21 protein-coding genes and 1 riboswitch are annotated in these 21941 nt (G+C 64.1%); of the genes, 8 read left to right on the top strand and 13 right to left on the bottom strand.

The genetic code is table 11. The annotated features are described in order from the left end of the window. Position 1: 1 nt before the first annotated feature. Positions 2–787, bottom strand: coding sequence for a sulfurtransferase (locus tag QTI24_RS21990; RefSeq protein WP_286603387.1), 786 nt, complete (start codon positions 785–787; stop codon positions 2–4). Positions 788–867: 80 nt separating this feature from the next. Here QTI24_RS21990 and dnaE point away from each other — a divergent pair, with 80 nt between their 5' ends. Both dnaE and QTI24_RS21980 read left to right on the top strand, forming a co-directional pair. Further along, complete coding sequence (gene dnaE, locus QTI24_RS21985; RefSeq protein ID WP_286603386.1) at positions 868–4368, top strand: DNA polymerase III subunit alpha; 3501 nt, start codon at positions 868–870, stop codon at positions 4366–4368. 47 nt (positions 4369–4415) lie between these two features. Then, complete coding sequence (locus QTI24_RS21980) at positions 4416–4934, top strand: phosphatase PAP2 family protein (protein WP_286603385.1); 519 nt, start codon at positions 4416–4418, stop codon at positions 4932–4934. Between the two features lie 67 nt (positions 4935–5001). Here QTI24_RS21980 and tolA read toward each other — a convergent pair whose 3' ends face one another. From tolA to ribD, 10 genes are read right to left on the bottom strand one after another with little or no spacing between them, the layout of a single operon-like run. Further along, complete coding sequence (gene tolA / locus QTI24_RS21975; RefSeq protein WP_286603384.1) at positions 5002–5970, bottom strand: cell envelope integrity protein TolA; 969 nt, start codon at positions 5968–5970, stop codon at positions 5002–5004. A 3-nt stretch (positions 5971–5973) separates the two neighbouring features. Continuing rightward, positions 5974–6411, bottom strand: coding sequence for a biopolymer transporter ExbD (locus QTI24_RS21970; RefSeq protein WP_286566615.1), 438 nt, complete (start codon positions 6409–6411; stop codon positions 5974–5976). 16 nt (positions 6412–6427) lie between these two features. Then, positions 6428–7141 carry a protein TolQ gene (tolQ, locus tag QTI24_RS21965; RefSeq protein ID WP_286603383.1) on the bottom strand — a complete coding sequence of 238 codons (714 nt, stop codon included), beginning with the start codon at positions 7139–7141 and terminating at the stop codon, positions 6428–6430. Next, a complete protein-coding gene (ybgC, locus tag QTI24_RS21960; RefSeq protein WP_286603381.1) occupies positions 7138–7605 on the bottom strand; it encodes a tol-pal system-associated acyl-CoA thioesterase in 468 nt (155 codons plus the stop codon). Before ybgC ends, tolQ begins: the two co-directional genes overlap by 4 nt. Then, positions 7602–8801, bottom strand: coding sequence for a pyridoxal phosphate-dependent aminotransferase (locus tag QTI24_RS21955; RefSeq protein WP_286603380.1), 1200 nt, complete (start codon positions 8799–8801; stop codon positions 7602–7604). The genes ybgC and QTI24_RS21955 overlap by 4 nt, the downstream gene beginning before the upstream one ends. After that, positions 8798–9331: a transcription antitermination factor NusB gene (gene nusB / locus QTI24_RS21950; protein ID WP_286603379.1), complete on the bottom strand. Its 534-nt coding sequence runs from the start codon at positions 9329–9331 to the stop codon at positions 8798–8800. The genes QTI24_RS21955 and nusB overlap by 4 nt, the downstream gene beginning before the upstream one ends. After that, a complete protein-coding gene (gene ribH / locus QTI24_RS21945) occupies positions 9328–9792 on the bottom strand; it encodes a 6,7-dimethyl-8-ribityllumazine synthase (protein WP_286603378.1) in 465 nt (154 codons plus the stop codon). Before ribH ends, nusB begins: the two co-directional genes overlap by 4 nt. After that, on the bottom strand, positions 9792–10952 hold the full coding sequence (gene ribBA / locus QTI24_RS21940; RefSeq protein ID WP_286603376.1) for a bifunctional 3,4-dihydroxy-2-butanone-4-phosphate synthase/GTP cyclohydrolase II: 1161 nt from the start codon (positions 10950–10952) through the stop codon (positions 9792–9794). Before ribBA ends, ribH begins: the two co-directional genes overlap by 1 nt. After that, positions 10949–11602: a riboflavin synthase gene (locus QTI24_RS21935; RefSeq protein ID WP_286603373.1), complete on the bottom strand. Its 654-nt coding sequence runs from the start codon at positions 11600–11602 to the stop codon at positions 10949–10951. The genes ribBA and QTI24_RS21935 overlap by 4 nt, the downstream gene beginning before the upstream one ends. A 43-nt stretch (positions 11603–11645) precedes the next feature. Then, positions 11646–12776: a bifunctional diaminohydroxyphosphoribosylaminopyrimidine deaminase/5-amino-6-(5-phosphoribosylamino)uracil reductase RibD gene (gene ribD, locus QTI24_RS21930; RefSeq protein ID WP_286603372.1), complete on the bottom strand. Its 1131-nt coding sequence runs from the start codon at positions 12774–12776 to the stop codon at positions 11646–11648. Between the two features lie 119 nt (positions 12777–12895). Between ribD and pilV the strand changes: the two genes are divergently transcribed. The 6 genes from pilV to QTI24_RS21900 are packed head-to-tail and all read left to right on the top strand — an operon-like array spanning position 12896 to position 19996. Further along, on the top strand, positions 12896–13489 hold the full coding sequence (gene pilV, locus QTI24_RS21925) for a type IV pilus modification protein PilV (protein ID WP_286603370.1): 594 nt from the start codon (positions 12896–12898) through the stop codon (positions 13487–13489). After that, positions 13470–14438, top strand: coding sequence for a PilW family protein (locus tag QTI24_RS21920; protein ID WP_353506110.1), 969 nt, complete (start codon positions 13470–13472; stop codon positions 14436–14438). Before pilV ends, QTI24_RS21920 begins: the two co-directional genes overlap by 20 nt. Further along, positions 14435–15079, top strand: coding sequence for a pilus assembly PilX family protein (locus tag QTI24_RS21915; protein WP_286603368.1), 645 nt, complete (start codon positions 14435–14437; stop codon positions 15077–15079). Before QTI24_RS21920 ends, QTI24_RS21915 begins: the two co-directional genes overlap by 4 nt. An 8-nt stretch (positions 15080–15087) precedes the next feature. Then, positions 15088–19029: a pilus assembly protein gene (locus QTI24_RS21910; RefSeq protein ID WP_286603367.1), complete on the top strand. Its 3942-nt coding sequence runs from the start codon at positions 15088–15090 to the stop codon at positions 19027–19029. Then, a complete protein-coding gene (locus QTI24_RS21905) occupies positions 19026–19457 on the top strand; it encodes a type IV pilin protein (RefSeq protein ID WP_286603366.1) in 432 nt (143 codons plus the stop codon). The genes QTI24_RS21910 and QTI24_RS21905 overlap by 4 nt, the downstream gene beginning before the upstream one ends. Further along, positions 19454–19996, top strand: a complete 543-nt coding sequence (locus QTI24_RS21900) for a GspH/FimT family pseudopilin (RefSeq protein WP_286603365.1) — start codon at positions 19454–19456, stop codon at positions 19994–19996. Before QTI24_RS21905 ends, QTI24_RS21900 begins: the two co-directional genes overlap by 4 nt. A gap of 17 nt (positions 19997–20013) precedes the next feature. Here QTI24_RS21900 and nrdR read toward each other — a convergent pair whose 3' ends face one another. Together nrdR and glyA are read right to left on the bottom strand one after the other, a co-directional pair. Beyond that, complete coding sequence (nrdR, locus tag QTI24_RS21895; protein WP_286603363.1) at positions 20014–20457, bottom strand: transcriptional regulator NrdR; 444 nt, start codon at positions 20455–20457, stop codon at positions 20014–20016. Between the two features lie 63 nt (positions 20458–20520). Then, positions 20521–21765 (bottom strand): serine hydroxymethyltransferase, encoded by a 1245-nt coding sequence (glyA, locus tag QTI24_RS21890; RefSeq protein WP_286603362.1) that lies wholly within the window; start codon positions 21763–21765, stop codon positions 20521–20523. A 41-nt stretch (positions 21766–21806) separates the two neighbouring features. Beyond that, a riboswitch (ZMP/ZTP riboswitch) is annotated at positions 21807–21933 on the bottom strand. Positions 21934–21941: the final 8 nt, after the last annotated feature.

Genomic DNA, 21941 nt, shown 5'->3' with positions numbered 1-21941 from the left:
TTCAACGCTTGATCGAGATGTCCGGGTCCTCGGCGGCCCGGGCGCTCACGCCACTCGCGCGCGCCCTCAGGTCCGGCGACAGCGATTCGCGGCCGTCAAAGACGAAGCACTCGCCCTGGTAGTGCGAGCCGCCCACTTCCTCGAAATACTTGAGGATGCCGCCTTCGAGCTGCAGCACATCAGCCACGCCGACTTCCCGCATCAGGATCGCGGCCTTCTCGCATCGGATGCCGCCGGTGCAGAAGCTGACCACGGTCTTGCCCGCGAGATCGTCGCGGTGTTTCTGCAGAGCTTTGGGGAATTCGGTGAACTTGTGGATGCGCCAGTCGATGGCGCCTTCGAAAGTGCCGTAGTCGACCTCGAAGGCATTTCGAGTGTCGAGCAGCGCGACCGGCTTGCCGGCATCATCGTGCCCCTGGTCGAGCCAGCGCTTGAGCGTCGGCGCGTCCACGCCGGGCGCGCGCCCGGCGGCGGGTTGGATGGCGGGATGATCCATGCGGATGATCTCGCGCTTGAGTTTCACGAGCATGCGGCGGAAGGGCTGCGAGGCAGACCAGCTTTCCTTCGCTTCCAGATCGTCGAAGCGCGCATCCGCACGCAGCGTCGCCAGAAACGCGCGCACGGAATCCACCGTGCCCGCCAGGAATAGGTTGATGCCTTCCGGCGCAATCAGGATCGTGCCCTTGAGCGCGAGCGCATGGGTCTGCGCACGAAGCGCTTCACGCAGTTCGGCGGCGTCGTCGATCGGGACGAACTTGTAGGCCGCGATATTCAGAATCTCTTGCACGGGGCGGGATTGTAGGTGGGGCGCGCAAGCTAGGGAGAGCGAGATCACATCGTGGAGGTCGCGCTTTCTACAATGAGCAGATGTTCGTTCACCTGCGCCTGCACACCGAGTTTTCCGTCGTCGACGGCACCAACCGCATCGATGAAGTCGTCAAGGCTGCCGCGGCCGACGGCCAGCCTTCGCTGGCGATCACCGACCTCAACAATCTCTTCGGCGCCGTCAAGTTCTACAAGGAAGCGCGCGGCAAAGGCGTCAAGCCGGTGCTGGGCGCCGAGGTCTTCGTCGAGGGGCTGAGTGCCGAGCCGGGCGCGCTGACGCGCATCGTCCTGCTGGTGCAGAACAAGGAAGGCTATCTCCATCTTTCCGAACTGCTCGCGCGCGCCTGGACGCAGAACGTCGGCCGTGGGCAGGCCCAGGCCGCCTGCAAGCTGGCGTGGCTGGAAGAACTCCAGGGCGGGCTGATCGCGTTGTCGGGCGCGCAGGCCGGGCCGCTCGGCGCGCCGTTGCTGCAAGGCCAGGCCGAGCGTGCTGCCGAGATCGCGCTTCAGTTGGCGGGGCTTTTTCCGCACCGCTTCTACATCGAACTGCAACGCGCCGGGCGCCCTGAAGACGAGCCCCACGTGGTGGCAGCTGTGCAGTTGGCCGCGCGGCTCAGGCTGCCGGTGGTCGCGACGCATCCGGTGCAGTTCGCCACCGCCGACGACTACGAGGCGCACGAGGCTCGCGTCTGCATCTCCGAAGGCGAAATTCTGGGCAACCCGCGCCGCATCCGTAAGTTCACGCGCGAGCAGTACTTCAAGTCATCCGCCGAGATGACCCGGCTGTTCGCCGACGTGCCGAGCGCGATCGCCAACACGGTCGAGATCGCCAAGCGCTGCAACCTCACGCTGGTGCTCGGCAAGCCGCAGCTGCCGAACTTCCCGACGCCCAACAACATGCCGATCGCGGAGTATTTCCGGGTCGCTTCCTTCGAGGGTCTGGAAGAGCGTCTCGCGCACTTGTATCCCGACGTGGCCAGGCGCGACGCCGAACGCCCGCGCTACGTGGAGCGCCTGGAGTTCGAGATCAACACCATCCTCAAGATGGGGTTCCCGGGCTACTTCCTGATCGTGGGCGACTTCATCAACTGGGCCAAGAAAAACGGCTGCCCCGTGGGGCCGGGCCGGGGCTCGGGCGCGGGCTCGCTGGTGGCGTATGCGCTCAAGATCACCGACCTCGATCCGCTCGAATACAAGCTGCTGTTCGAACGTTTCCTGAACCCCGAGCGCGTCTCGATGCCCGACTTCGACATCGACTTCTGCCAGGGCAACCGGGACCGGGTGATCGACTACGTCAAGGACAAGTACGGCCGCGATGCCGTGAGCCAGATCGCGACCTTCGGAACGATGGCCGCGCGCGCCGCCATCCGCGACGTGGGCCGGGTGCTCGACATGAGCTACATGTTCTGCGACGGCATCAGCAAGCTGATTCCGAACAAGCCCGGCCAGCCGGTGACGATCCAGTATCCGCCGTCGCCCAAGCCCGAGAACGACAAGAACAACTACGCCATCGAGATGGAGCCGCAGCTCGCGGCCCGCATCGAGAAGGAGGAAGAAGTCCGCATGCTGGTCGAGCTCGCACAGAAGCTCGAAGGCATGACGCGCAACATCGGCATGCACGCCGGAGGCGTGCTGATCGCGCCGGGCAAGCTCACCGACTTCTGTCCGCTCTACCAGCAGCCGGGCAGCGACTCGGCCGTGAGCCAGTACGACAAGGACGACGTCGAGGCCGTCGGCCTGGTGAAGTTCGACTTCCTGGGCCTGGCGACGCTCACGATCCTCGAGATCGCGAAGGAGTTCATCGTCCAGCGCCACAAGGGGCAGGAGAACTTCGCCTACGAGAACATCCGGCTCGACGACGTGCCGACCTACAAGCTGTTTTCCGAGGGCAAGACCGAGGCCGTGTTCCAGTTCGAATCGCGCGGCATGCAGGGCATGCTGAAGGACGCGCGTCCGACGCGGCTGGAAGACCTGATCGCGCTGAACGCGCTGTACCGTCCGGGTCCGATGGACCTGATCCCCAGCTTCGTCGCGCGCAAGCACGGTCGCGAGACGGTGGAGTATCCGCACCCGCTGGTGGCCGACATGCTTTCCGAGACCTACGGAATCATGGTCTACCAGGAGCAGGTGATGCAGACCGCGCAGATCCTGGGCGGCTACTCGCTCGGCGGCGCCGACTTGCTGCGTCGCGCGATGGGCAAGAAGAAGGCCGAGGAGATGGCCGAGCACCGCGAGATCTTCCGCAAGGGTGCCGCCAAGAACGACATCGACCAGAAGAAGGCCGACGAGATCTTCGACTTGATGGAGAAGTTCGCGGGCTACGGCTTCAACAAGTCGCACGCGGCCGCTTACTCGCTGCTGGCCTATCACACGGGCTGGCTCAAGGTGCACTTCACGGCCGAGTTCTTCTGCGCGAACATGACCGTGGAAATGGACGACACCGACAAGCTCAAGGTGCTGTTCGAGGATGCACAGAAGAACTTCGGCATGACTTTCGAGCCGCCGGACGTGAACCGCGGCAACTATCGCTTCGAGCCGGTCAACGACAAGGTCATCCGCTACGGGCTGGGCGCGGTGAAGGGCACCGGGCAGCTTGCCGTCGAGGCGATCGTCCGGGCGCGCGAAGCAGGCGGTCCGTTCAAGAGTCTGTTCGACTTCTGCGTGCGCGTGGACCGGCAGCGCATCAACAAGCGCACGGTCGAAGCGTTGATCAAGGCCGGCGCCTTCGATTCGCTCCAGCAGAACCGCGCGTCGCTGATCGCCTCAGTCGATCGAGCCTACGAATTCGCCGTCGCGACCGAAGCCAATGCCGCGCAGGTCGACATCTTCGGCGACAGCGAGCACGGCTCCGCCACACAGGAACCCGAACTGGTCGACGCTACGCCCTGGGGCGTGAAGGAGCGCCTGACCTACGAGAAGACGGCGGTCGGTTTCTATCTGTCCGGACACCTCTTCGACGAAGTCGCGCACGAGGTGCGGCGCTTCTGCAAGCGCGAGATCGACGACCTGATGGACACCCGCGACCAGCAGGTCATCGCCGGCATCGTGAGCGACTTTCGCGTGATCAACGGCCAGCGCGGCCGGCTCGCCATCTTCAAGCTCGACGACAAGTCGGGCGCGATCGATGCGACGGCCGACGAGGCGCTCTTCAACGCCAACCGCAACGTGCTCAAGGACGACGAGCTGGTGATCGTGAGCGGACGCCTGCAGCCCGGCCGTGGAGGCTTCGAGGCGCGCTTCCAGGTCCAGCAGGTGTGGGATCTGGCGACGGCGCGCTGCCGCTTCGGCAAGTTCCTGCGCGTGGCGGTCAACGGCAAGGCGCCGGACATCGCCCGGATGGTGAAGGACTTTCCGCCGCGCACCGAGCAGAGCGAGCACGGCGAGTTGCAGCAGGGGCTGGGTGTGCGTCTCTCGATCGCGCGCGGCGGCGCGCAGGTCGAATTGCAACTGGGCGAACGCGCGAAGTTCTTCCCGACCGATGCGGCGCTGGCCAGCTGGATGGCCCAGGCCGATGCGGGCAAGGCCGCGATCGTCTACGACTAAGGCGTTTGGGCACCATGATTGCAGCGGACCAGAAACTGTTCCTGCTGTTGAACGCGGACAAGGACGCGTACGCCTGGGTGGTCGACGCTGGTCATTTCCTCGCGGTCCATGCTCATTGGCTTTTGCTGCTGCTTCCCGTAGGGCTGGCACTTCATCGCTGGAGGCAGCAGCTGCTCAGGCCGACGTTTGCGGCCTTGCTGGCGATCGCGCTCGGCAGCATCGCCTGCAACCTCATCGGGGAGGTCTGGGATCGTCCGAGGCCCGTCGAGCTCGGTCTCGGTCACCAGCATCTGGAATCCGGTTTCGGCCCGTCCTTCCCGAGCAGTCACGCCACCGTGTACGCAGCCCTGGCGTTTTCGTTCCTGCTGGCAGCGAATTGCAGGGCCGTTGGATGCGTTCTGCTGGTCCTGGCCGGCCTCGTGAGCCTCGCCCGAGTGGTCGTTGGGGTGCACTATCCATTGGACATCGCGGCCGGCATGGCGATCGGAGGTTTGGCTGCCGTTGCCGCGCATTCGCTGATCGCCTGGCTCTGGAAGCGTATCCATCTGCACCCCGGCCCACGGTGAATCGTCGGGCCGGCCTGCGTTCTCGGCCTCGATGCCGAGGGTCAGGCCCTTCCCAGACCCCGGAGGGTCAGCGCTTTGGACGCAGCGTGACGATCAGCCGTGGAGGCACGGTGCCATCGACATCGCGCGGGAGCTTCTCGGTCTTCTGTAGTGCGCGCAACGCGGCTTCGTCCCATGCCGGCAGACCGCTGGATTTCGAGAGTGCCGGCGTGCCGACGATGGTGCCGTCGGGCGCAAGGCGAACGTCGAACTCCGCCCCTGGATTGCCGCTGACAAGGTCCGCATCCGGGAACACGACGTTGGGTCGCACCACTGCGGCGACCTTTCCGCCGTAGCTGCCGGAGGGTCCCGAAGACTTCGCTGCCACGCCTTCGCCGCCAGTACCCGCCATGGCCTGCATGCGCTTGAGCGTCGCGGCACGGTCGGCAGCAGCGGCCTGGGCCGCCTGCTTGGCGTCAGCTTCCTTCTTCTTGGCGGCTTCGGCCTGCTTGGCCTCTGCCTCCTGGCGCTTCTTCAGTTCGGCCTGCTTCTGCTGCTCGGCTTTCCTGCGCTCGGCCTCGTCCTCGGCACGCTCACGGGCCTCGGCTTCTTTCTTTTCCTGAGCGGCCTTCTTTGCGGCCTCGAGCTTCTTCTGTTGCTGCGCCTGCTGCTCCAGTTCGCGCTCGCGCTCCTTCTGCTCCTTGAGCTTCTTCTCGCGTTCGAGCGCGATATCAGGTGCCTTGGGCATCGGCGTGGGCTCGGGCGGCTTCACTGCCTGAGGCGGCGGCGGGGGGGGCGGGGGCGGTGGTGCAGGGGTGGGCACCGGAGGCGGCGGCGTGGGCACGGGCGGCGCGACGGCGCGCGGCGCGGCCTGCTGGACGGTCGAGGACCACAGCTCGGCCTCGGCCGCCTCGTTTTCCGCCTCGCGCCGCCAACTCACGCCCCAGGTCAGCGCGGCGATGAGCAGCGCATGGGCGATCAGCGCCAGCAGCACGGCGCGCGGCGTGCCGCGCTGCGGCGGCGGAGCGAATTCGGGACGGTCGGCGGCGAGCGACATGCCTTACTTCGCGCCCGTGGTTTGCACCGAGAGGCCGACGCGCTCGATGCCGCTGCGCTTGAGCTGGTTCATCGCCTTGACCACGGTTTCGTACTTGACCGACTTGTCGGCGCTGATGACCACCGGGCGCTCCGCGTCACCGCCTTGCGCGGTCTTGGCGGCCGACCCGATCTGCGTCATCGGGATCGAGCTGCCGCCGCTGCCGGAGGACGGGTCCTTCTTGATCTGCACTTCGTCGTCGCTCTTGATCACGATCTCGATCGGCTTGTCGGGCTGCTTGTTGGCGCGATCGACGCTCGGCAGGTTGATCACGCTCGGCGTGATGAGCGGCGCCGTGACCATGAAGATGATCAGCAGCACCAGCATCACGTCGATGAACGGGACCATGTTGATCTCGTTGATCGTTCGGCGGCCGCGGCCGCGGGAAGACATGGCTGGCATGGCGAGGTGCTCCGCTTCAGCGGCCCGTGGCCGGGGTGACGGACGTCGGGTTGACGTGCGCCGTCAGGTTGCGCTGCAGGATGTTCGAGAACTCTTCGATGAAGGTCTCGAGCGCAATGGCGATCTTGTCGATCTCGCGGGCAAAGCGGTTGTAGGCGACCACGGCCGGGATGGCGGCGAAGAGGCCGATCGCGGTGGCGACCAGCGCTTCCGCGATGCCGGGTGCCACGGTCGACAGCGTGACCTGTGCCAGCGCGGCCAGGCCGGTGAAGGCATGCATGATCCCCCACACCGTGCCGAAGAGACCGACATAGGGCGAGACCGAACCGACGGTGGCGAGGAACGAGAGGTTCTGCTCGACCGCGTCCAGTTCTCGCTGGAAGCTCGCCCGCATCGCACGGCGCGCGCCGTCCAGGAGCGTGCCGGTGTCCGACACATGGCGCTCGCGCAGCTTCTGGTATTCGCGCATGCCGGAGGCAAAGATGCGTTCCATCGGGCCGGCGAATTTGGCGTTCTGCGCCGCAGAGGAAAACAGCTCGTTCAGGCTGGTGCCCGACCAGAAATCACGTTCGAAGTCCTCATTGAGCGAGCGCGTGCGCTTGAGGGAGAAGTATTTGCGGAAGATCGCCGCCCAGCTCGCGACGGAAACCACGATGAGCAGCAGCACGACGAGCTGCACCGGGAGGCTGGCGTGCAGCAGCAGGGAAAGGATCGACAGGTCTTGATTCATGGCTTGAGAGGTTGAGACATGGAGCCGGCGTAGCGCTCGAGGGTTCCCGAAACTTTTCCAGGAATGCGCGCAGGCCGCAGTGTGTTGGCGTTGACCCAGCCGATGCGGATCGTGCCTTCGCACAACAGGCTGCCTTCGGCGGCAGCAACGCCTTCATCGGCGATTTGCTCTGATTTTGATAGCACGCGCTGCGCGATTATCAATGACGCGGAGCCGATCTGGCGCAGTTCGGCTGTAACGAGCAGTTCGTCGTCGAGCCGGGCAGGGCGGTGGTACTTGAGCTGCGTTTCGCTGACCACGAAGATGCCGCCCGTTTCTTCGCGCAGCTTGCCTTGCGCGATGCCCAGCGAGCGCAGCCACTCGGTGCGGGCGCGCTCCATGAACTTGAGGTAGTTGGCATAGAACACGATGCCGCCGGCATCGGTGTCCTCCCAGTAGACGCGAATGGGCAGCGCAAAACTCATGCGGGAACGGCGGCTTCCGCCCAGGCACGCAAGCGCGCGACCGATTCTTCGAGGTGCGCCATCGAACTGGCCGTCGAGAAGCGGACGAAGCGTCCGGTTTCGGCCGAGCCGAAATCGCGGCCGGGCGTGACGGCGACGTGCGCCTGCTTCATCGCCTCGAAGGCGAAATCCCAGCTGCCGGCGATGCCGAGTCTTTCCGCGAAGGAACTGCAGTCGGCCCAGGCGTAGAAGGCGCCATCGGGCATCACCGGCACCTGGAGGCCGAGCGCGTTGAGCTGCGGAATGAACCAGTCGCGCCTTGCCTTGAACTCGGCGCGGCGGCGCTCGTACTCGGCGATGCTGTCGGCTTCGAAGCAGGCCAGCGCCGCGTACTGCGACACCGTGCTCGCGCAAATGAAGAGGTTCTGCGCCAGCCGCTCGACCGCCGGCACCAGCGCGTCGGGCACCACCAGCCAGCCGAGGCGCCAGCCGGTCATGTTGAAGTACTTGCTGAAGCTGTTGATGCTGATGACCTGGTCGTCGAGCGCGAGCGCGGTCTGGCCGAAGGCGTCGTCGTAGGACAGGCCGAGGTAGATCTCATCGATCATCGTGATGCCGCCGCGCCGCGACACGACCTCGTGGATGCGCCGCAGTTCATCGGGCGCGATCGAGGTGCCGGTCGGATTGGACGGCGAGGCCAGCAGCACGCCGCGTGTGCGGTCGGTCCACGCGGCTTCGACCTTGGCGGCGCTGAGCTGGAAGCGCTCGGCAGCCGTGGTCGGCACCAGCACGGCGCGGCCGTCGGCTGCGGTGACGAAATGGCGGTTGCATGGATAGCTCGGGTCGGGCAGCAGCATCTCGTCGCCGGCCTCGATCAGCGCCAGGCAAGCAAGCTGCAATGCGGCCGACGCGCCGGCCGTGATGACGATGCGGCGTGCCGGCACGTCGACGCCGAAGCGTTGTGCATACCAGCCGCTGATGCGTTCGCGCAGGTGATCGAGGCCGGTGGCCTGGGTGTACTGCGTGGCGCCTGCACGGACGGCGCGTGCGGCGGCTTCCTGGACCAGCGGCGGCGCGGTGAAGTCGGGTTCGCCGATGTTCAGGAAGATCATCGGCCGATCGGTGTGCGCGACCTCGCGTGCGAGCCTGGAAGCTGCCTTGGCCACTTCCATGACATAGAACGGCTCGATGCGTTCCGCGCGCTTCGAAATCCTCATGGCTTCGCCTTCCCACTGGCGCGATCGGCTTCGACCTCAGCGGCACGCAGCTGAGGCGCGAGCCCGTTGAGCACGGCGTTCACGTACTTGTGGCCGTCGGTGCCGCCGAATTCCTTGGCAAGCTCGATGCACTCGTTGAGCACCACGCGCCAGGGCACGTCGAGGCAGTTCTGGAACTCGTACACGCCGATCCACATCACTGCATGCTCGATCGGGGAGATTTCCTCGAGCTTGCGGTCGAGCAGGGGGACGATCAGTGCGTCGAGCTGGTCCGCCGCCTCGATCGAGCCGTGCAGCAGCGCGTCGTAGTGCGCCGCGTCGGCCTTGTGGAAGCCGGCGAGATCGCGCGTGAACTGGTCGATCGACTCTGCGTCGTTGCGGCCCACGATGTGCTGGTAGAGCGCCTGCACGGCGAACTCGCGCGCACGGCTGCGCGTCGACTTGGCCGATGCCTTGCGCGCGCCTGTGCTGGTGAGCCCAGTGCGGGACTGGCGCGGCTTGCCGCTGGATGCTTTGGTGTCTTCGGTCATGAAAGGGTGGCGAGCAGTTGCGCCATCTCGACTGCGACACGTGCTGCATCGCGGCCCTTGTCGGTCTGTCGCGCGATGGCCTGTTCGAGGTTTTCGGTGGTGAGGATCGCGTTGGCGATCGGGATGCGGTAGTCCAGCGCCAGGCGGCTCACGCTCGCGCCCGATTCGTTGGCCACCAGTTCGAAGTGGTAGGTTTCGCCGCGGATGATGCAGCCCAGCGCGACCAGTGCGTGATAGCGGTTGCGCTCGGCCAGCGCCTGCAGCGCGACCGGCACTTCGAGCGCACCGGGCACGCTCAGGTGGTCGATGTCGGCCTCGGCGACGCCCAGCGCCGCGAGTTCGGCGCGGCAGGCCTTGGCGAGCGCGTCGGTGATGTCTTCATTGAAGCGCGCCTGGACGATGCCGATGCGCAGGCCCTTGCCGTTGAGCTCGACGTCGCTGCCCTTGTTTGCGTGTTGCATCAGGTCTCGTCTTTCGTGATGTAGCCGGCGATCTCCAGGCCGTAGCCTGCCGCCATGCTGGGCATGCGGCGCGGCGTGCCCAGCAGATTCATCTTGTGCACGCCGCATTCGCGCAGGATCTGCGCGCCGATGCCGTAGCTGCGCAGGTCCATGCGGCCGCGTTCGGGGGCCTGGGCCGGACGCGCGGTGCCATCGAATTGCGACAGCAGCTCGGCGCCGGTTTCGCCGCAGTTCAGCAGCACGGCGACGCCTTTGCCTTCGGCCGCGAGGTGGGCGAGGCTGGCGTCGAGGCTCCAGGAGTGCAGTGCGCGGTTCAGTTCCAGCGCGTCGAGCACCGACAGCGGCTCGTGCACACGCACGTCCACCGTGTCGCCGGTATTCCATTGGCCGCGCACCAGAGCCAGGTGCACGCCGTTGCTGGGCTTGTCCTTGAAGGCATGGGCCGTGAACGGGCCCCACGCAGTCTGGATCTCGCGGCAACCAACCTTCTCGATCAGCGATTCGGTCCGGCTGCGGTGCTCTATCAGCGCTGCGATGGTGCCGATCTTGATGCCGTGCTCGGCGGCGAAGAGCTGCAGGTCGGGCAGCCGCGCCATCGTGCCGTCTTCGTTCATGACCTCGCAGATCACGGCGGAAGGCGAGCAGCCAGCCATGGCCGCCAGGTCGCAGCCGGCTTCGGTGTGGCCGGCGCGCATGAGAACGCCGCCGTCGACCGCTTGCAAGGGGAAGATGTGGCCGGGCTGGACCAGGTCGGCCGCGACCGCATTGGACGCGACCGCGGCCTGGACGGTGCGCGAGCGGTCTGCGGCGGAAATGCCGGTCGTCACGCCCTCGGCCGCCTCGATCGACACGGTGAACGCGGTCGAATGCTTGGCGCCGTTGCGCGCCACCATCGGCGGCAGTTGCAGCCGCTCGCACATCTCGCGCGACAGCGTGAGGCAGATCAGCCCGCGGGCATGGCGAGCCATGAAGTTGATGGCTTCGGGCGTGACGTGGTCGGCGGCGAGGACGATGTCGCCTTCATTCTCGCGGTCTTCCTCGTCGACCAGGATCACCATGCGGCCGGCGCGAAGCTCGGCCACGATCTCTTCGACCGGGGAAATCGGCGCCGGCGCACGGCCGTTGCGCGAGGCGCCGATCGGCGTGACGGATGCATTCATGGGGAGCTGTCTTTCTGTGGCATTGGAATGGCGCCGGCCTGGAGCATGCGCTCCACGTAGCGCGCGACGGTGTCGATCTCGAGGTTGACGCGGCTGCCCGCCTTCAGGCTGCCGAGCCCCGTGTTCTCGACCGTGTGGGGGATCAGGTTGATGCTGATTTCGCTGCCCTGCGGGCCGTCGCTCACGCTGTTGACGGTGAGGCTGACGCCGTTGATCGTGATCGAGCCCTTGTAGGCCAGGAACCGCGCGAGGGCGGGTGGCGCGAGCACGCGCAGCTCCCAGCTTTCGCCGACGGGCTCGAACCGGCTGACGGTGCCGATGCCGTCGACGTGGCCGGACACGATGTGGCCGCCCAGCCGGTCGCTGGCGCGAAGGGCCTTCTCGAGATTGACGCGCGTCGCTTCTTCCGACAGGCCAGCCGTCTTGTCGAGCGATTCGGCCGAGATGTCGATGGTGAAGAGCTGTTGCGCAGGGTCGAGCGTGGTGACGGTCATGCACGCGCCATTGAGCGCGATGCTGTCACCGAGACCCACGTCGTCGAGGTACCCGTCAGGCACTGCGATGCTGAGCCGCTTGCCGTGGGATGAAGAGCTTCCGAGGTCGTGGACGGCGGCGATGCGCCCCACGCCGGTGATGATTCCGGTGAACATCCCGGCATTTTCGCAGAGAAGCGGCCCCCGGCCACGGAGGGGGCTAGAAAGCGTCGCGGTCGGCCACTCGGGCCAGGATCCTCAGGTCGGGTCCGAAGCGATCGACGGAGCGGAAATTCAGGGGCAGGGCGGCAGAAAGGGCGGTCAGTGGGCCGCCGGCGAAGGGTTGGCTGGCCATGTCGAGCCCCTCACCGAGGAACTTGGGGGCGAGGTAGAGCAGCAGTTCGTCGACCCATCCTTCGCGCAGAAGCGAGCCATTGAGCTTGTAGCCTGCCTCGACATGCAGCTCATTCACCTCGCGCACGGCCAGATCGAGCAGCATGGCGGCGAGGTCGACCTTGCCATCGGCATTGGGGAGGACGGTGATCGTGGCGCCCCGAGCTTCAAGAGCGCGGGCCCGCGCTTCGTCCCGCTGGGCGGCATAGATCCAAACCTGGCGGTCTGCGACGCCGAAGATGTTCGCATCGGGCGGCGTTTGCAGTCGACTGTCGACCACCACCAGATGCGGCTGCCGCGGCGTCTCGACCAGACGCGCGTCAAGACGCGGGTTGTCCTCGATGAGCGTGCCGACACCCGTCAGCACCGCGCTCGCCCGCGCCCGCCATGCATGGCCGTCGGTGCGGGCGGCTTCGGAAGTGATCCATTGGCTAACGCCGTTGGTCAATGCCGTCTTGCCGTCGAGCGATGCCGCAACTTTCAGGCGCACCCAGGGTGTCTTGCGCACCATGCGGCTGAAAAAACCGATGTTGAGTTCGCGTGACTCGGTGGCGCCGGGGCCCACGACGACCTCGATGCCGGCCGCGCGAAGGCGCTCGAAGCCCTGGCCGCCGACGAGAGGGTTCGGATCCGCGACCGAGGCGACGACGCGTCGGATGCCCGCGGCGATCAAGGCATCGCAGCAGGGAGCGGTGCGGCCGTGATGAGAACAGGGCTCCAGCGTGACATAGGCCGTTGCACCGGCGACTGAACGACCTCGCGCAGCAGCATCCTGCAACGCCACGATCTCCGCATGAGGCCCCCCCGCGCGTTGAGTGTGGCCCGCTCCGGCCAGCTCGCCCGCTGCATCGATCAGGACGCAGCCTACGCGAGGGTTGGGGTCAGTGAGATAGCGCGCATCGACTGCTAGTTGTTGTGCGGCAGCGATCTGCTGCGAATCGGCATTGTGAGTGGGCATGGAAGAATCATACGAGCGGTAGTCAAGCAGGGATGAGCGGCAGGTCGTCGTCGTTAGACTTCGTCATCGAACACAAGGGACTCCCTTGGGTATCGATGTTCAGGGAAGGTATAAAAAATATGGCGTTATACAAACGTCCTGCCGCAGGCTTTTCTCTTATCGAGGTGCTTGTCTCGATCATCGTCCTCAGCATTGGGCTGCTGGGGGTGGTGGGTATGTTGATGACGTCCGTGAAGAGCACGACCGAGTCCGGTTTATTCACGACGGCGGTCAATCTGATGCGCGAGTTGTCGGAAGAAGCGCGCATCAACAAGAACGCTTCGGCAAAGAAAGTCGACGGCAACCCCTATCTGCTCTCCGAGTTGACGAGCAGCGATCCCCTCCCATGGAAACAGGGCGGCCCCCAATGTGTTGGTGTTGATGCCAACTGCAACGAGGCGGACCTTGCGGCCTGGAATCTTCGCAACTGGGTCGAGCGCGTCAGGAACTCTCTGCCCGGTGCGCATGTGGTCGTCTGCTTCGACGATGACCCGGTCAGCAAGGGCGTGGATGACTTCACGTGGGGCTGTGCCGACCAAGGCAGGAACCTGGTGGTCAAGCTGGGCTGGACGCCGCACACCAGAGGCGCCGAACTGACCAACTCCGAAAAGTTGCCTCGCGTTGTCATGCAACTGGCGCCAGGACAGGCCTACGATGGCTCTGAGGGCTCCTGAGATGGCGTCCCGAGCGCAGCAGCGCGGCGTTACCTTGATCGAGTTGATGGTCGCCATGGCACTGGGCCTGGTCATCGTGCTCGCCGCTTCGATGGCCTTCCTCGCCGGGAAGAAGCTGTTCAACACCGACACCGACGTGCAGGCGGTCCAGGATTCGCTTCGCTTCACACGCTATGTCGTTCAGAGTCTTATCCGCCAGTCGGGGTACAGGGACTTTGCACCCGACCACTTGACCGATGGCATGGGCGTTGTCGCTGGCAATCCCAAGTCCGGAAGTCTGATCGACCTCAATGTCGCGGGTGCGAGCAACACGACGGTGAATGGCAATGGCGAAAGTTTCGGTGAGAACGACACGGACTCGAAGTCTCGGAACGACTCTCTCATGGTGCGCTTCTTTGGTCGTAGCAGCGCCGGCGACGCGGCCAAACCTGACGGGACCATGATCGATTGTCTGGGAAACCCTCAACCAGGGCCCCCTGATACGCCTTCCGCCGATGCCCGTTCGTCGAGTTACTTCTATGTGCGTTTGGCGAGCGATGGAGAGCCAGAGCTTTACTGCAAGTACAAGGCCGACGCGGGCGGCTTCAGTTCCGGCCCGCTAGCGCGCGGCGTCGAGAAGTTCAAGGTCGTCTATGGCTACGACGGCAATGGCGACACAGTTCCTGAGGCCTGGCTCGATGCCAATGGCATTGCAGCCAAGGCGGCCAGCGGAGGAAATGCCAATGAAGCGTGGCGCAAGGTAGTGGCCGTGCGTGTGGGCATCGTCGTTCGAAGTCTTCGTCCGAACGGCGATCTGAAGCAGATCGCCGGCCAGAGTGCAAGCTATCGACTGTTTCCCCTGGGGTCCGAATTCACGGACGTGGTCTTCGATCCGCCCGACGACGGGCGCTTTCGCGCTGTGGCGACATTCACGGTAATGCTGCGCAACGTCAACGGGGATCCCGCATGAGCCCGCGTTCAACGGGCATCAGTGGCATGCATCGGCATTCCGGCTTTTCGCTGATCGTCGTGTTGTTGCTCTTGGTCGTGGTCAGCGTCCTGGGGATCGGTGCCGCCCAGCTTTCACTCGTCAATGAGTTGGGCGCACGCAATGATCGGGACGTGGAGATCGCGTTCCAGGCGGCGGAGGCGGCTTTGATCGACGCCGAACTCGATGTGTTGGGGCCGAATACGAACGGCGCCTCGCGTCTTTGCGCATTCAACAACAAGGATGTCACACCCTTCGTCGCAGGCTGCGGAGGTCCTGGGGCCCAACAGGGCCTTTGCGCGCTGGCCGAGGTCGGCGCCATACCGGCCTGGATGAAGGCGGACCTTTCGCCGGAAAGCAGGACATCGGTTGTGTACGGCACGTTCACCGGGCAGCAGTACGCAACGGGAAGGGGTGCCATGCCCGCCGCGCCGCCACGCTACGTCATCGAGGTCATGCGCAGCAACGGTGGTTGGGAAGCCAACAGTCTTCAGAGCGCGAGCGCCCGCAACAGCACCAACATCTTTCGGGTGACCGCCATGGGCTTCGGCGTCAGGAAGGAAACGCAGGTTGTTCTGCAAACCAATTTATATAAACCGAGGGTCAGCACCGGCTGTCCGTGAAGGGGGAGTTGAAGTTGTTCGAGAACCGAATCAGCGAATTGAGGCGCGCGTTCGTCGCGGTATCGCTTTATCTTGCCGGGACGTCCCTCCTGGCCTTTGCGGCTGGGCCGCCAAGCGTGCCGCCTGACGCCGTGCTGTCCGACGAGCCATTGTTTTCCACGACGTCGTTGGTCAAGCCCAATATGGTTCTGGACCTGTCGGTCGAGTTCCCCACGACGGGAGCAGCCTATCGGGCAGCGTTCGATATCAAGAAGTCCTACATCGGCTATTGGGACCCGATGGGCTGCTACGACTACTCCACCGCGGATGGCTTTTACAAGCGCGCCAGCTCCGCAACCGTTTCGAATGTGGGCATCGTCTGTTCGGACAAATGGAGCGGGAACATGTTGAACTGGGCCGCGTCGTCCGCGATCGATATGCTGCGCTACGCAATGACAGGCGGTGATCGTGTTGTCGACACGAAGGATTCAACAGTTCTCCAGCGCGCCGTGCTTCAACCCAACTTCTACAACGATGGTGCGTATTTCCCCAGCCACGACCTGGCCGGCAATCTCGACAAGCTGACACCATTGGTCAAGAGTGGCGTAGTGAAGAGCGACGGTAAAGTCAGCATTGCCAGTTGCCGCGATCGTTTGTTCGTCGGATCGTCCAAGGAGGGGACTTGCGACGCACCTGGCAACAACCAGAAATTTGGACCTGGGAAGACGGCGGCTCCCTATAACGCCCGCGTCGAGGTCTGTTCGCAGACCGAGGGTCCCGTTCGCAGCGACCTCTGCCTGAAGTACCCGAACGGAAACTACAAGCCGGTGGGCACGATCCAGACATATTCCGACAAGATGCGATTTGCCGCATTCGGATATCTGATGGACAACACCAACAATCGATATGGTGGGGTGTTGCGTGCACCCATGAAGTTCACGGGCCCCACGGCCCAGAACGAACGGTTCGAGAAGATCGCGAACGAAGCCGCGGAGTGGGATGCAAGGTCCGGCGTGTTCATCGTCAATCCGCTCCCGGGCGAGGGAAACTCTAGCGGCGTGGTGAACTATCTCAATCAGTTCGGTCGCACCGGTTCGACTCCCGGTACCTACAAGACCCTGGACCCGGTCGGGGAGATGTACTACGAATCTCTCCGCTATCTGCAGGGCCAGGTTCCAACGGACCAAGCCTATGACCCGGCAACGGTGACGAGCGCGATGCGGGACGGCTTTCCTGTCTACAACAAGACGTCCAAGTGGGGCCAGGGTGCGCAACCTGGATGGGATCCTGTTGTTTCAAGTTGCCAGCGCAACTACGTTGTCGTGATCGGCGACCTGAATACTCACCATGAGCGCTCGCTCCCAGGGCTGACAACCGATGGGCTCGACGGCTGGGGTGCTGCCCGTCCGGTGGGAGCGTCGGGGCCAGACGCTGCTGCCTGGGCCAAAGTGGTAGGCGCCTTTGAGAACAACGAGACAGTCTCCTACTCGGCCCCCCCGGGAAGGAAGGGAACGTTGACGACGCGCGGCAATGCCAATGGACCGCGAGCCATTGCCTACAAGAATGGCGCCCAGATCTCCTCGACGAACATTGCCACCCTGAATACGGGATCTGACCAAGGTTCCTTCGGATGGGCTGGCCTGGCCTATTGGGCCAACACGCAGGCGATTCGCAGCGACTACCCCGATGTGCGCGTCAAGACATACACCATCGATGTCGACGAAGGTGGCAACGGCACCATCGGAAAAGACAAGCGCGGCAGTGCGTTCTATCTGGCTGCAAAGTACGGCGGCTTCGATGACAAGAACAACGACGGCAATCCATTCGTGACCGCTATCGGATCCGACGACACGGAGACCATTTCGAATTCGGAATGGCAATCGGGTCTGGATGACGATGGATTGCCAAAGGCAGCCAACTATTTCCTGGCGAGCAAACCCGCGGAGATGATCGCGGCCATCAGGAAGATCTTCGCCAACGCCGGCGCGGCCAGTGGGACCATTGCGGGCGGTGCCCTGTCGAGCACCCGCATCGCATCGAGTGGCGCCAGCCTGTATATCCCTCAATTGGACAGTACGCGCTGGTCCGGCTCATTGCTGGCCTACAAGCTCACCTATGACGGCGGCGCCGTGAGTCGGGGCACTACCCCGATCTGGAATGCGGGCGACCTGCTGACATCGGGAAACCCCCGTGCAACGCCCGCGATTTCGACACGCGAGCCGAATACCCGGAAGATCTTCACCATGCTCGGCTCCGGCAGCGGTGCCGCATTCACCTGGGGTGCCTTGCAGGGAGATGCGACCCTGTCGGGCCACTTGAACGCCGAACCCTATTCGCAGTCGGGAGCAGCGGACAAACTCGGTGAATATCGTGTCGCCTACCTGCGCGGCGATCGCACGAAGGAAATTGACAGGAAAGACGGCATTTTCAGAACGCGCGACTCGGTCATGGGCGACGTGGTGAATTCCACGCCGTTGCTGGTTGCTGCTCCGAGCTTCCAGAAAGGCGGTACCTCGGCCGTGTATGTAGGGGCCAACGACGGCATGCTTCACGCATTTGCCGCAGACAGCGGCGAAGAGTTGTTCGCTTACGTCCCGCGTTCCATTTACGCCAAGTTGAGTGCGTATTCCTCGCCTGACTACGTGCACCAGCCCTACGTGGACGGCAGTCCCGCCGCGGGGGAGGTTCAATTGGCGAATGGCGAACGAAAGACTGCGCTGGTTTCCGGAATGGGCGGTGGTGCGCGCGGCGTGTTCGCCCTGGACATCACCGATCCGGCCCGGTTCTCTGAGAACCATGTGATGTGGGAGTTTTCCGGCGCCGACGACGCAGACATGGGCTATGTCACGCAAGCGCCGCGCATCGTGAAGTTTCGTACGATCGCGGCCAGCAACGGGAGGCCCGCCGTCTACCGCTGGTTCGTGGTCGTTCCCTCGGGCTTCAACAACGGCAACGTCAAGAAGGCCGCGGCTTTGTTTTTGCTTTCGCTGGACAAGTCTGCCAGTGAGTCATGGCAGCTCGAAAAGAACTACTACAAGATCGTGTTGCCGGACCCTGTTGATGCGAAAGCGGTCAATGCGCTAGGGCCCGTGGGCGACTACGCCGCCTCCGACAATGCGACCCGCCTGCTCTATGCCGGCGACACCCAGGGCAACTTGTGGAAGTTCGACTTCTTTGCAAAGGATGCGCCGTGGAACAGCAGCACGCTGGCATTGGAGCGCGCACCGCTGATGGTCGCTAGGGACGCCAAGGGAAACCGTCAACCCATTACCGTTGCGCCTGAGATCGGTGTGGGTCCGGGCGGGGGCGCGATCGTGCTGTTCGGTACCGGCAAGTTCGTCGAGGTCGATGATTTGAGCAGCCGTCGCCAGCAAACCCTCTACGCCGTGTATGACAACAAGACGGCCGTTCCAGCCGACGAGACGCGCAATCAGTTGCAACAGCGAACGGTTGCATCAGATCAAAAGGGTCGGTTCACCATTTCAGGCAGTGCATTCGTCTATGGAAACTACGACGGCGAAACATCCCAACGTCGCGGTTGGTACTTCGACTTGCCTGATTCGGAGAGCGAGGGCGAGCGCCAAGTCTCGCAAATGGTGTTGAGCGATGGCTATCTGTTCTTCAATACGCTGATTCCCAATCCGAATACTTGCGGCGCTGGCGGTGGCGGCCACAGTTGCGCGGTAAACGCGATGACCGGGTTGTCATCGGGCAGCACCTGCATTCCGTCAACGGTCGGTTTGCTCAGTTCACCGTTGGTGATTCAGGCGGGCGATGGTGCGTACAGTTCGACGGACTCGTTCGGCCGCCGTATCGAGAGCAAGAAGGTCTCCGTCATCAATCAGGGTACGGGGACGGGTGCCGGGCCCGGCGTCTCGATCGATAGCCCCATATCGGGAGGAATCGTGTCGCAGATTGCCGGCCGCCTCAACTGGCGACAGATCACCAACTTCAAGGACGTCAAGCAATGAAGCGCGTGATTCCGTCGTCCACCCGGCAGCCACTGGCTCAGGGCTTCACGCTGATCGAACTCATGATCGTGGTGGCGGTGGTGGCCATTCTGGGCGCCATTGCCTATCCCTCCTACATGGACTCGGTCCGGCGCGGTTGGCGTGTGGAAGCGCGCACCGCGCTCTTGCAGGAGATGCAGCAGCAGGAACGCCTCTATACCCAACGAGCAAGCTACAAGACAGGCGCAACGATGACGAAAAGCGAGCCGGGCAGCAAATACGACCTCGCAGTTGCCGCTTGCGGTGGAACTACGGATGCCCGGCTATGCATCAAGCTGACTGCCAACCTCAAACCCGGATTCTCGGATGATGCGGTCGGCAATATCTGGATCGAAAGCACGGGTGAGAAGGGATGCACCGGCAAGGATGTGAGCAGGTGCTGGCAATGACCACGCCCGCCATGTTTCATCATCGGGCGCTTGGTTTCACCCTGATCGAAATGATGGTGGTTGTCGCACTCGTCGCCATCCTGGGAGCCATCGCCGTGCCTGGATTCCGCGATCTGTTGCTCAATCAGCGGCTGGCTTCGAGCGCCAGTGATTTCCTGGCTGCCCTGAGTCTGGCGCGCACAGAAGCCATCAAGCGTTCGCAGAGCGTGACGCTGACTCCGCGAAACCAGGACTGGTCGAACGGGTGGGAGGTCGCGACCAGCGTCGAGGGCAATCGGGAGGTGCTGCGCACCTTCGATGCGCTTCGAGCGGGTGTTGCGGTCGACGGGCTCGGCAACGGTTTCGACAAGTCGTTGAGTTACGACGCCAACGGGTACTCGCGGGGGAAGACCGCAGGCTTTGGCGCAGGCTGCCTGACATTCAAAGCCGAAACAGGGCGACGCAGCTCGATTGTTCTTGCGCCATCCGGTAGGCCGAAGCTTTGCGACCCCGACACGAAAGGGGATTGCGGCAATGGCGTTTGTGGCAGCGGAGGGTGATCGCGCAAGGAACGCGATCAAATATCCCTCAACAACTGCCTGAACTCATCCACATCCTCAAAGCTCCGATATACCGACGCGAACCGTACGTAGGCCACCTTGTCGAGCTTCTTGAGTTCCCGCATCACAAGCTCGCCGACCTTGGTCGACTCGATTTCGCGCAAGCCGCTGGACAGCAGCTTCTGCTCGATCCGCAGCAGGGCGTTGTCGATCTGCTCGATGCTGACCGGGCGCTTGCGCAGCGCCAGCATCATCGACGCGCGCACCTTGCCGGCGTCGAAGTCGGCCCGGCTGCCATCCTTCTTGACCACGACCGGGAAGTTGACGTCCGGCCGTTCGTAGGTGGTGAAGCGTTTGTCGCAGCCGCCGCACTGCCGCCGGCGCCGCACGAAGTCGCCGTCTTCCGAAATGCGTGTCTCGACGACCTGCGTTTCGAGGTGGCCGCAGAAGGGGCACTTCATGCGGCCGCTCCGTCCGGCGCCGAGCCGTGAGGATGCGCGATGCCGGGCGTGCGTGCCATCGGCTTAGCGGTAGACGGGGAAACGGCTCGTCAGCGCATGCACCTTGGCGCGGACCGCCTCGATGTTGGCTGCGTCGCGGGGGTTCTCGAGCACGTCCGCGACCAGGTTGGCCGTGGCTCGGGCTTCTTCGTCCTTGAAGCCGCGGGTCGTCATGGCCGGGGTGCCGATTCGCACGCCGCTGGTGACCATAGGCTTCTCGGGGTCGTTCGGGATCGCGTTCTTGTTGATGGTCATGTGCGCATCGCCCAGCACGGCCTCGGCTTCCTTGCCGGTGATGCCCTTGGCACGCAGGTCGACCAGCATCACGTGGCTTTCGGTACGGCCGCTGATGATGCGCAGGCCGCGCGCGGTCAGCGTTTCGGCCACGATCTGGGCGTTCTTGACCACCTGTTGCTGGTAGGTCTTGAATTCCGGCGAGAGCGCTTCCTTGAAGGCGACGGCCTTGGCGGCGATGACGTGCATCAGCGGACCGCCCTGGAGCCCGGGGAAGATGGCGCTGTTAATAGCCTTCTCGTGCTGCGACTTCATGAGGATGATGCCGCCGCGCGGGCCGCGCAGGCTCTTGTGGGTGGTGGAGGTGACCACGTCGGCGTGCGGCACCGGGTTGGGGTACACGCCCGCGGCCACGAGGCCTGCGTAGTGCGCGATATCGACCATGAAGATCGCGCCGACGTCCTTGGCGACCTTGGCGAAGCGCTCGAAGTCGATGCGCAGCGAGTAGGCCGAGGCGCCGGCGATGATCAGCTTGGGCATCGATTCGTGCGCCTTGCGTTCCATGACGTCGTAGTCGATCTCTTCCTTGTCGTTCAGGCCGTAGCTCACGACGTTGAACCACTTGCCACTCATGTTGAGCGGCATGCCGTGGGTCAGGTGGCCGCCTTCGGCCAGGCTCATGCCCATGATGGTGTCGCCAGGCTTCAGGAAGGCCAGCATCACGGCTTCGTTGGCGGAAGCGCCGCAGTGGGGCTGCACGTTGGCGGCATCGGCGCCGAACAGTTGCTTGACGCGGTCGATGGCCAGTTGCTCGGCCACGTCGACGTGTTCGCAACCGCCGTAGTAGCGCTTGCCGGGGTAGCCTTCGGCGTACTTGTTGGTGAGTTGCGAGCCTTGGGCAGCCATGACGGCCGGCGACGCGTAGTTTTCGCTCGCGATCAGCTCGATGTGATGTTCCTGACGCGCGTTCTCGGCCTGGATGGCGGCGAAGATTTCAGGATCGGTCTGTTCGACCAGGATGTTGCGGTGGTACATGGCAGTCCTTCAAGACGATGGTCCTTGTTCTTCAACCAAACAAGGGCTGCCCAGGCGAACGGCTGAACACCTGCTCGAGTCCGCAGGCGGCACGCTTCCCAGTGGTAGTCCACGTCAGCACAATGCACCTGAAAAGGGTTGCGCCTATCGCCAGTCGCGTGCTGGCCGAGTGTAGC

This window comes from Variovorax sp. J22P240 (assembly GCF_030316855.1).
Classification (GTDB): Bacteria; Pseudomonadota; Gammaproteobacteria; order Burkholderiales; family Burkholderiaceae_C; genus Variovorax.
This window is presented reverse-complemented; position numbering and strand designations above follow the sequence as displayed.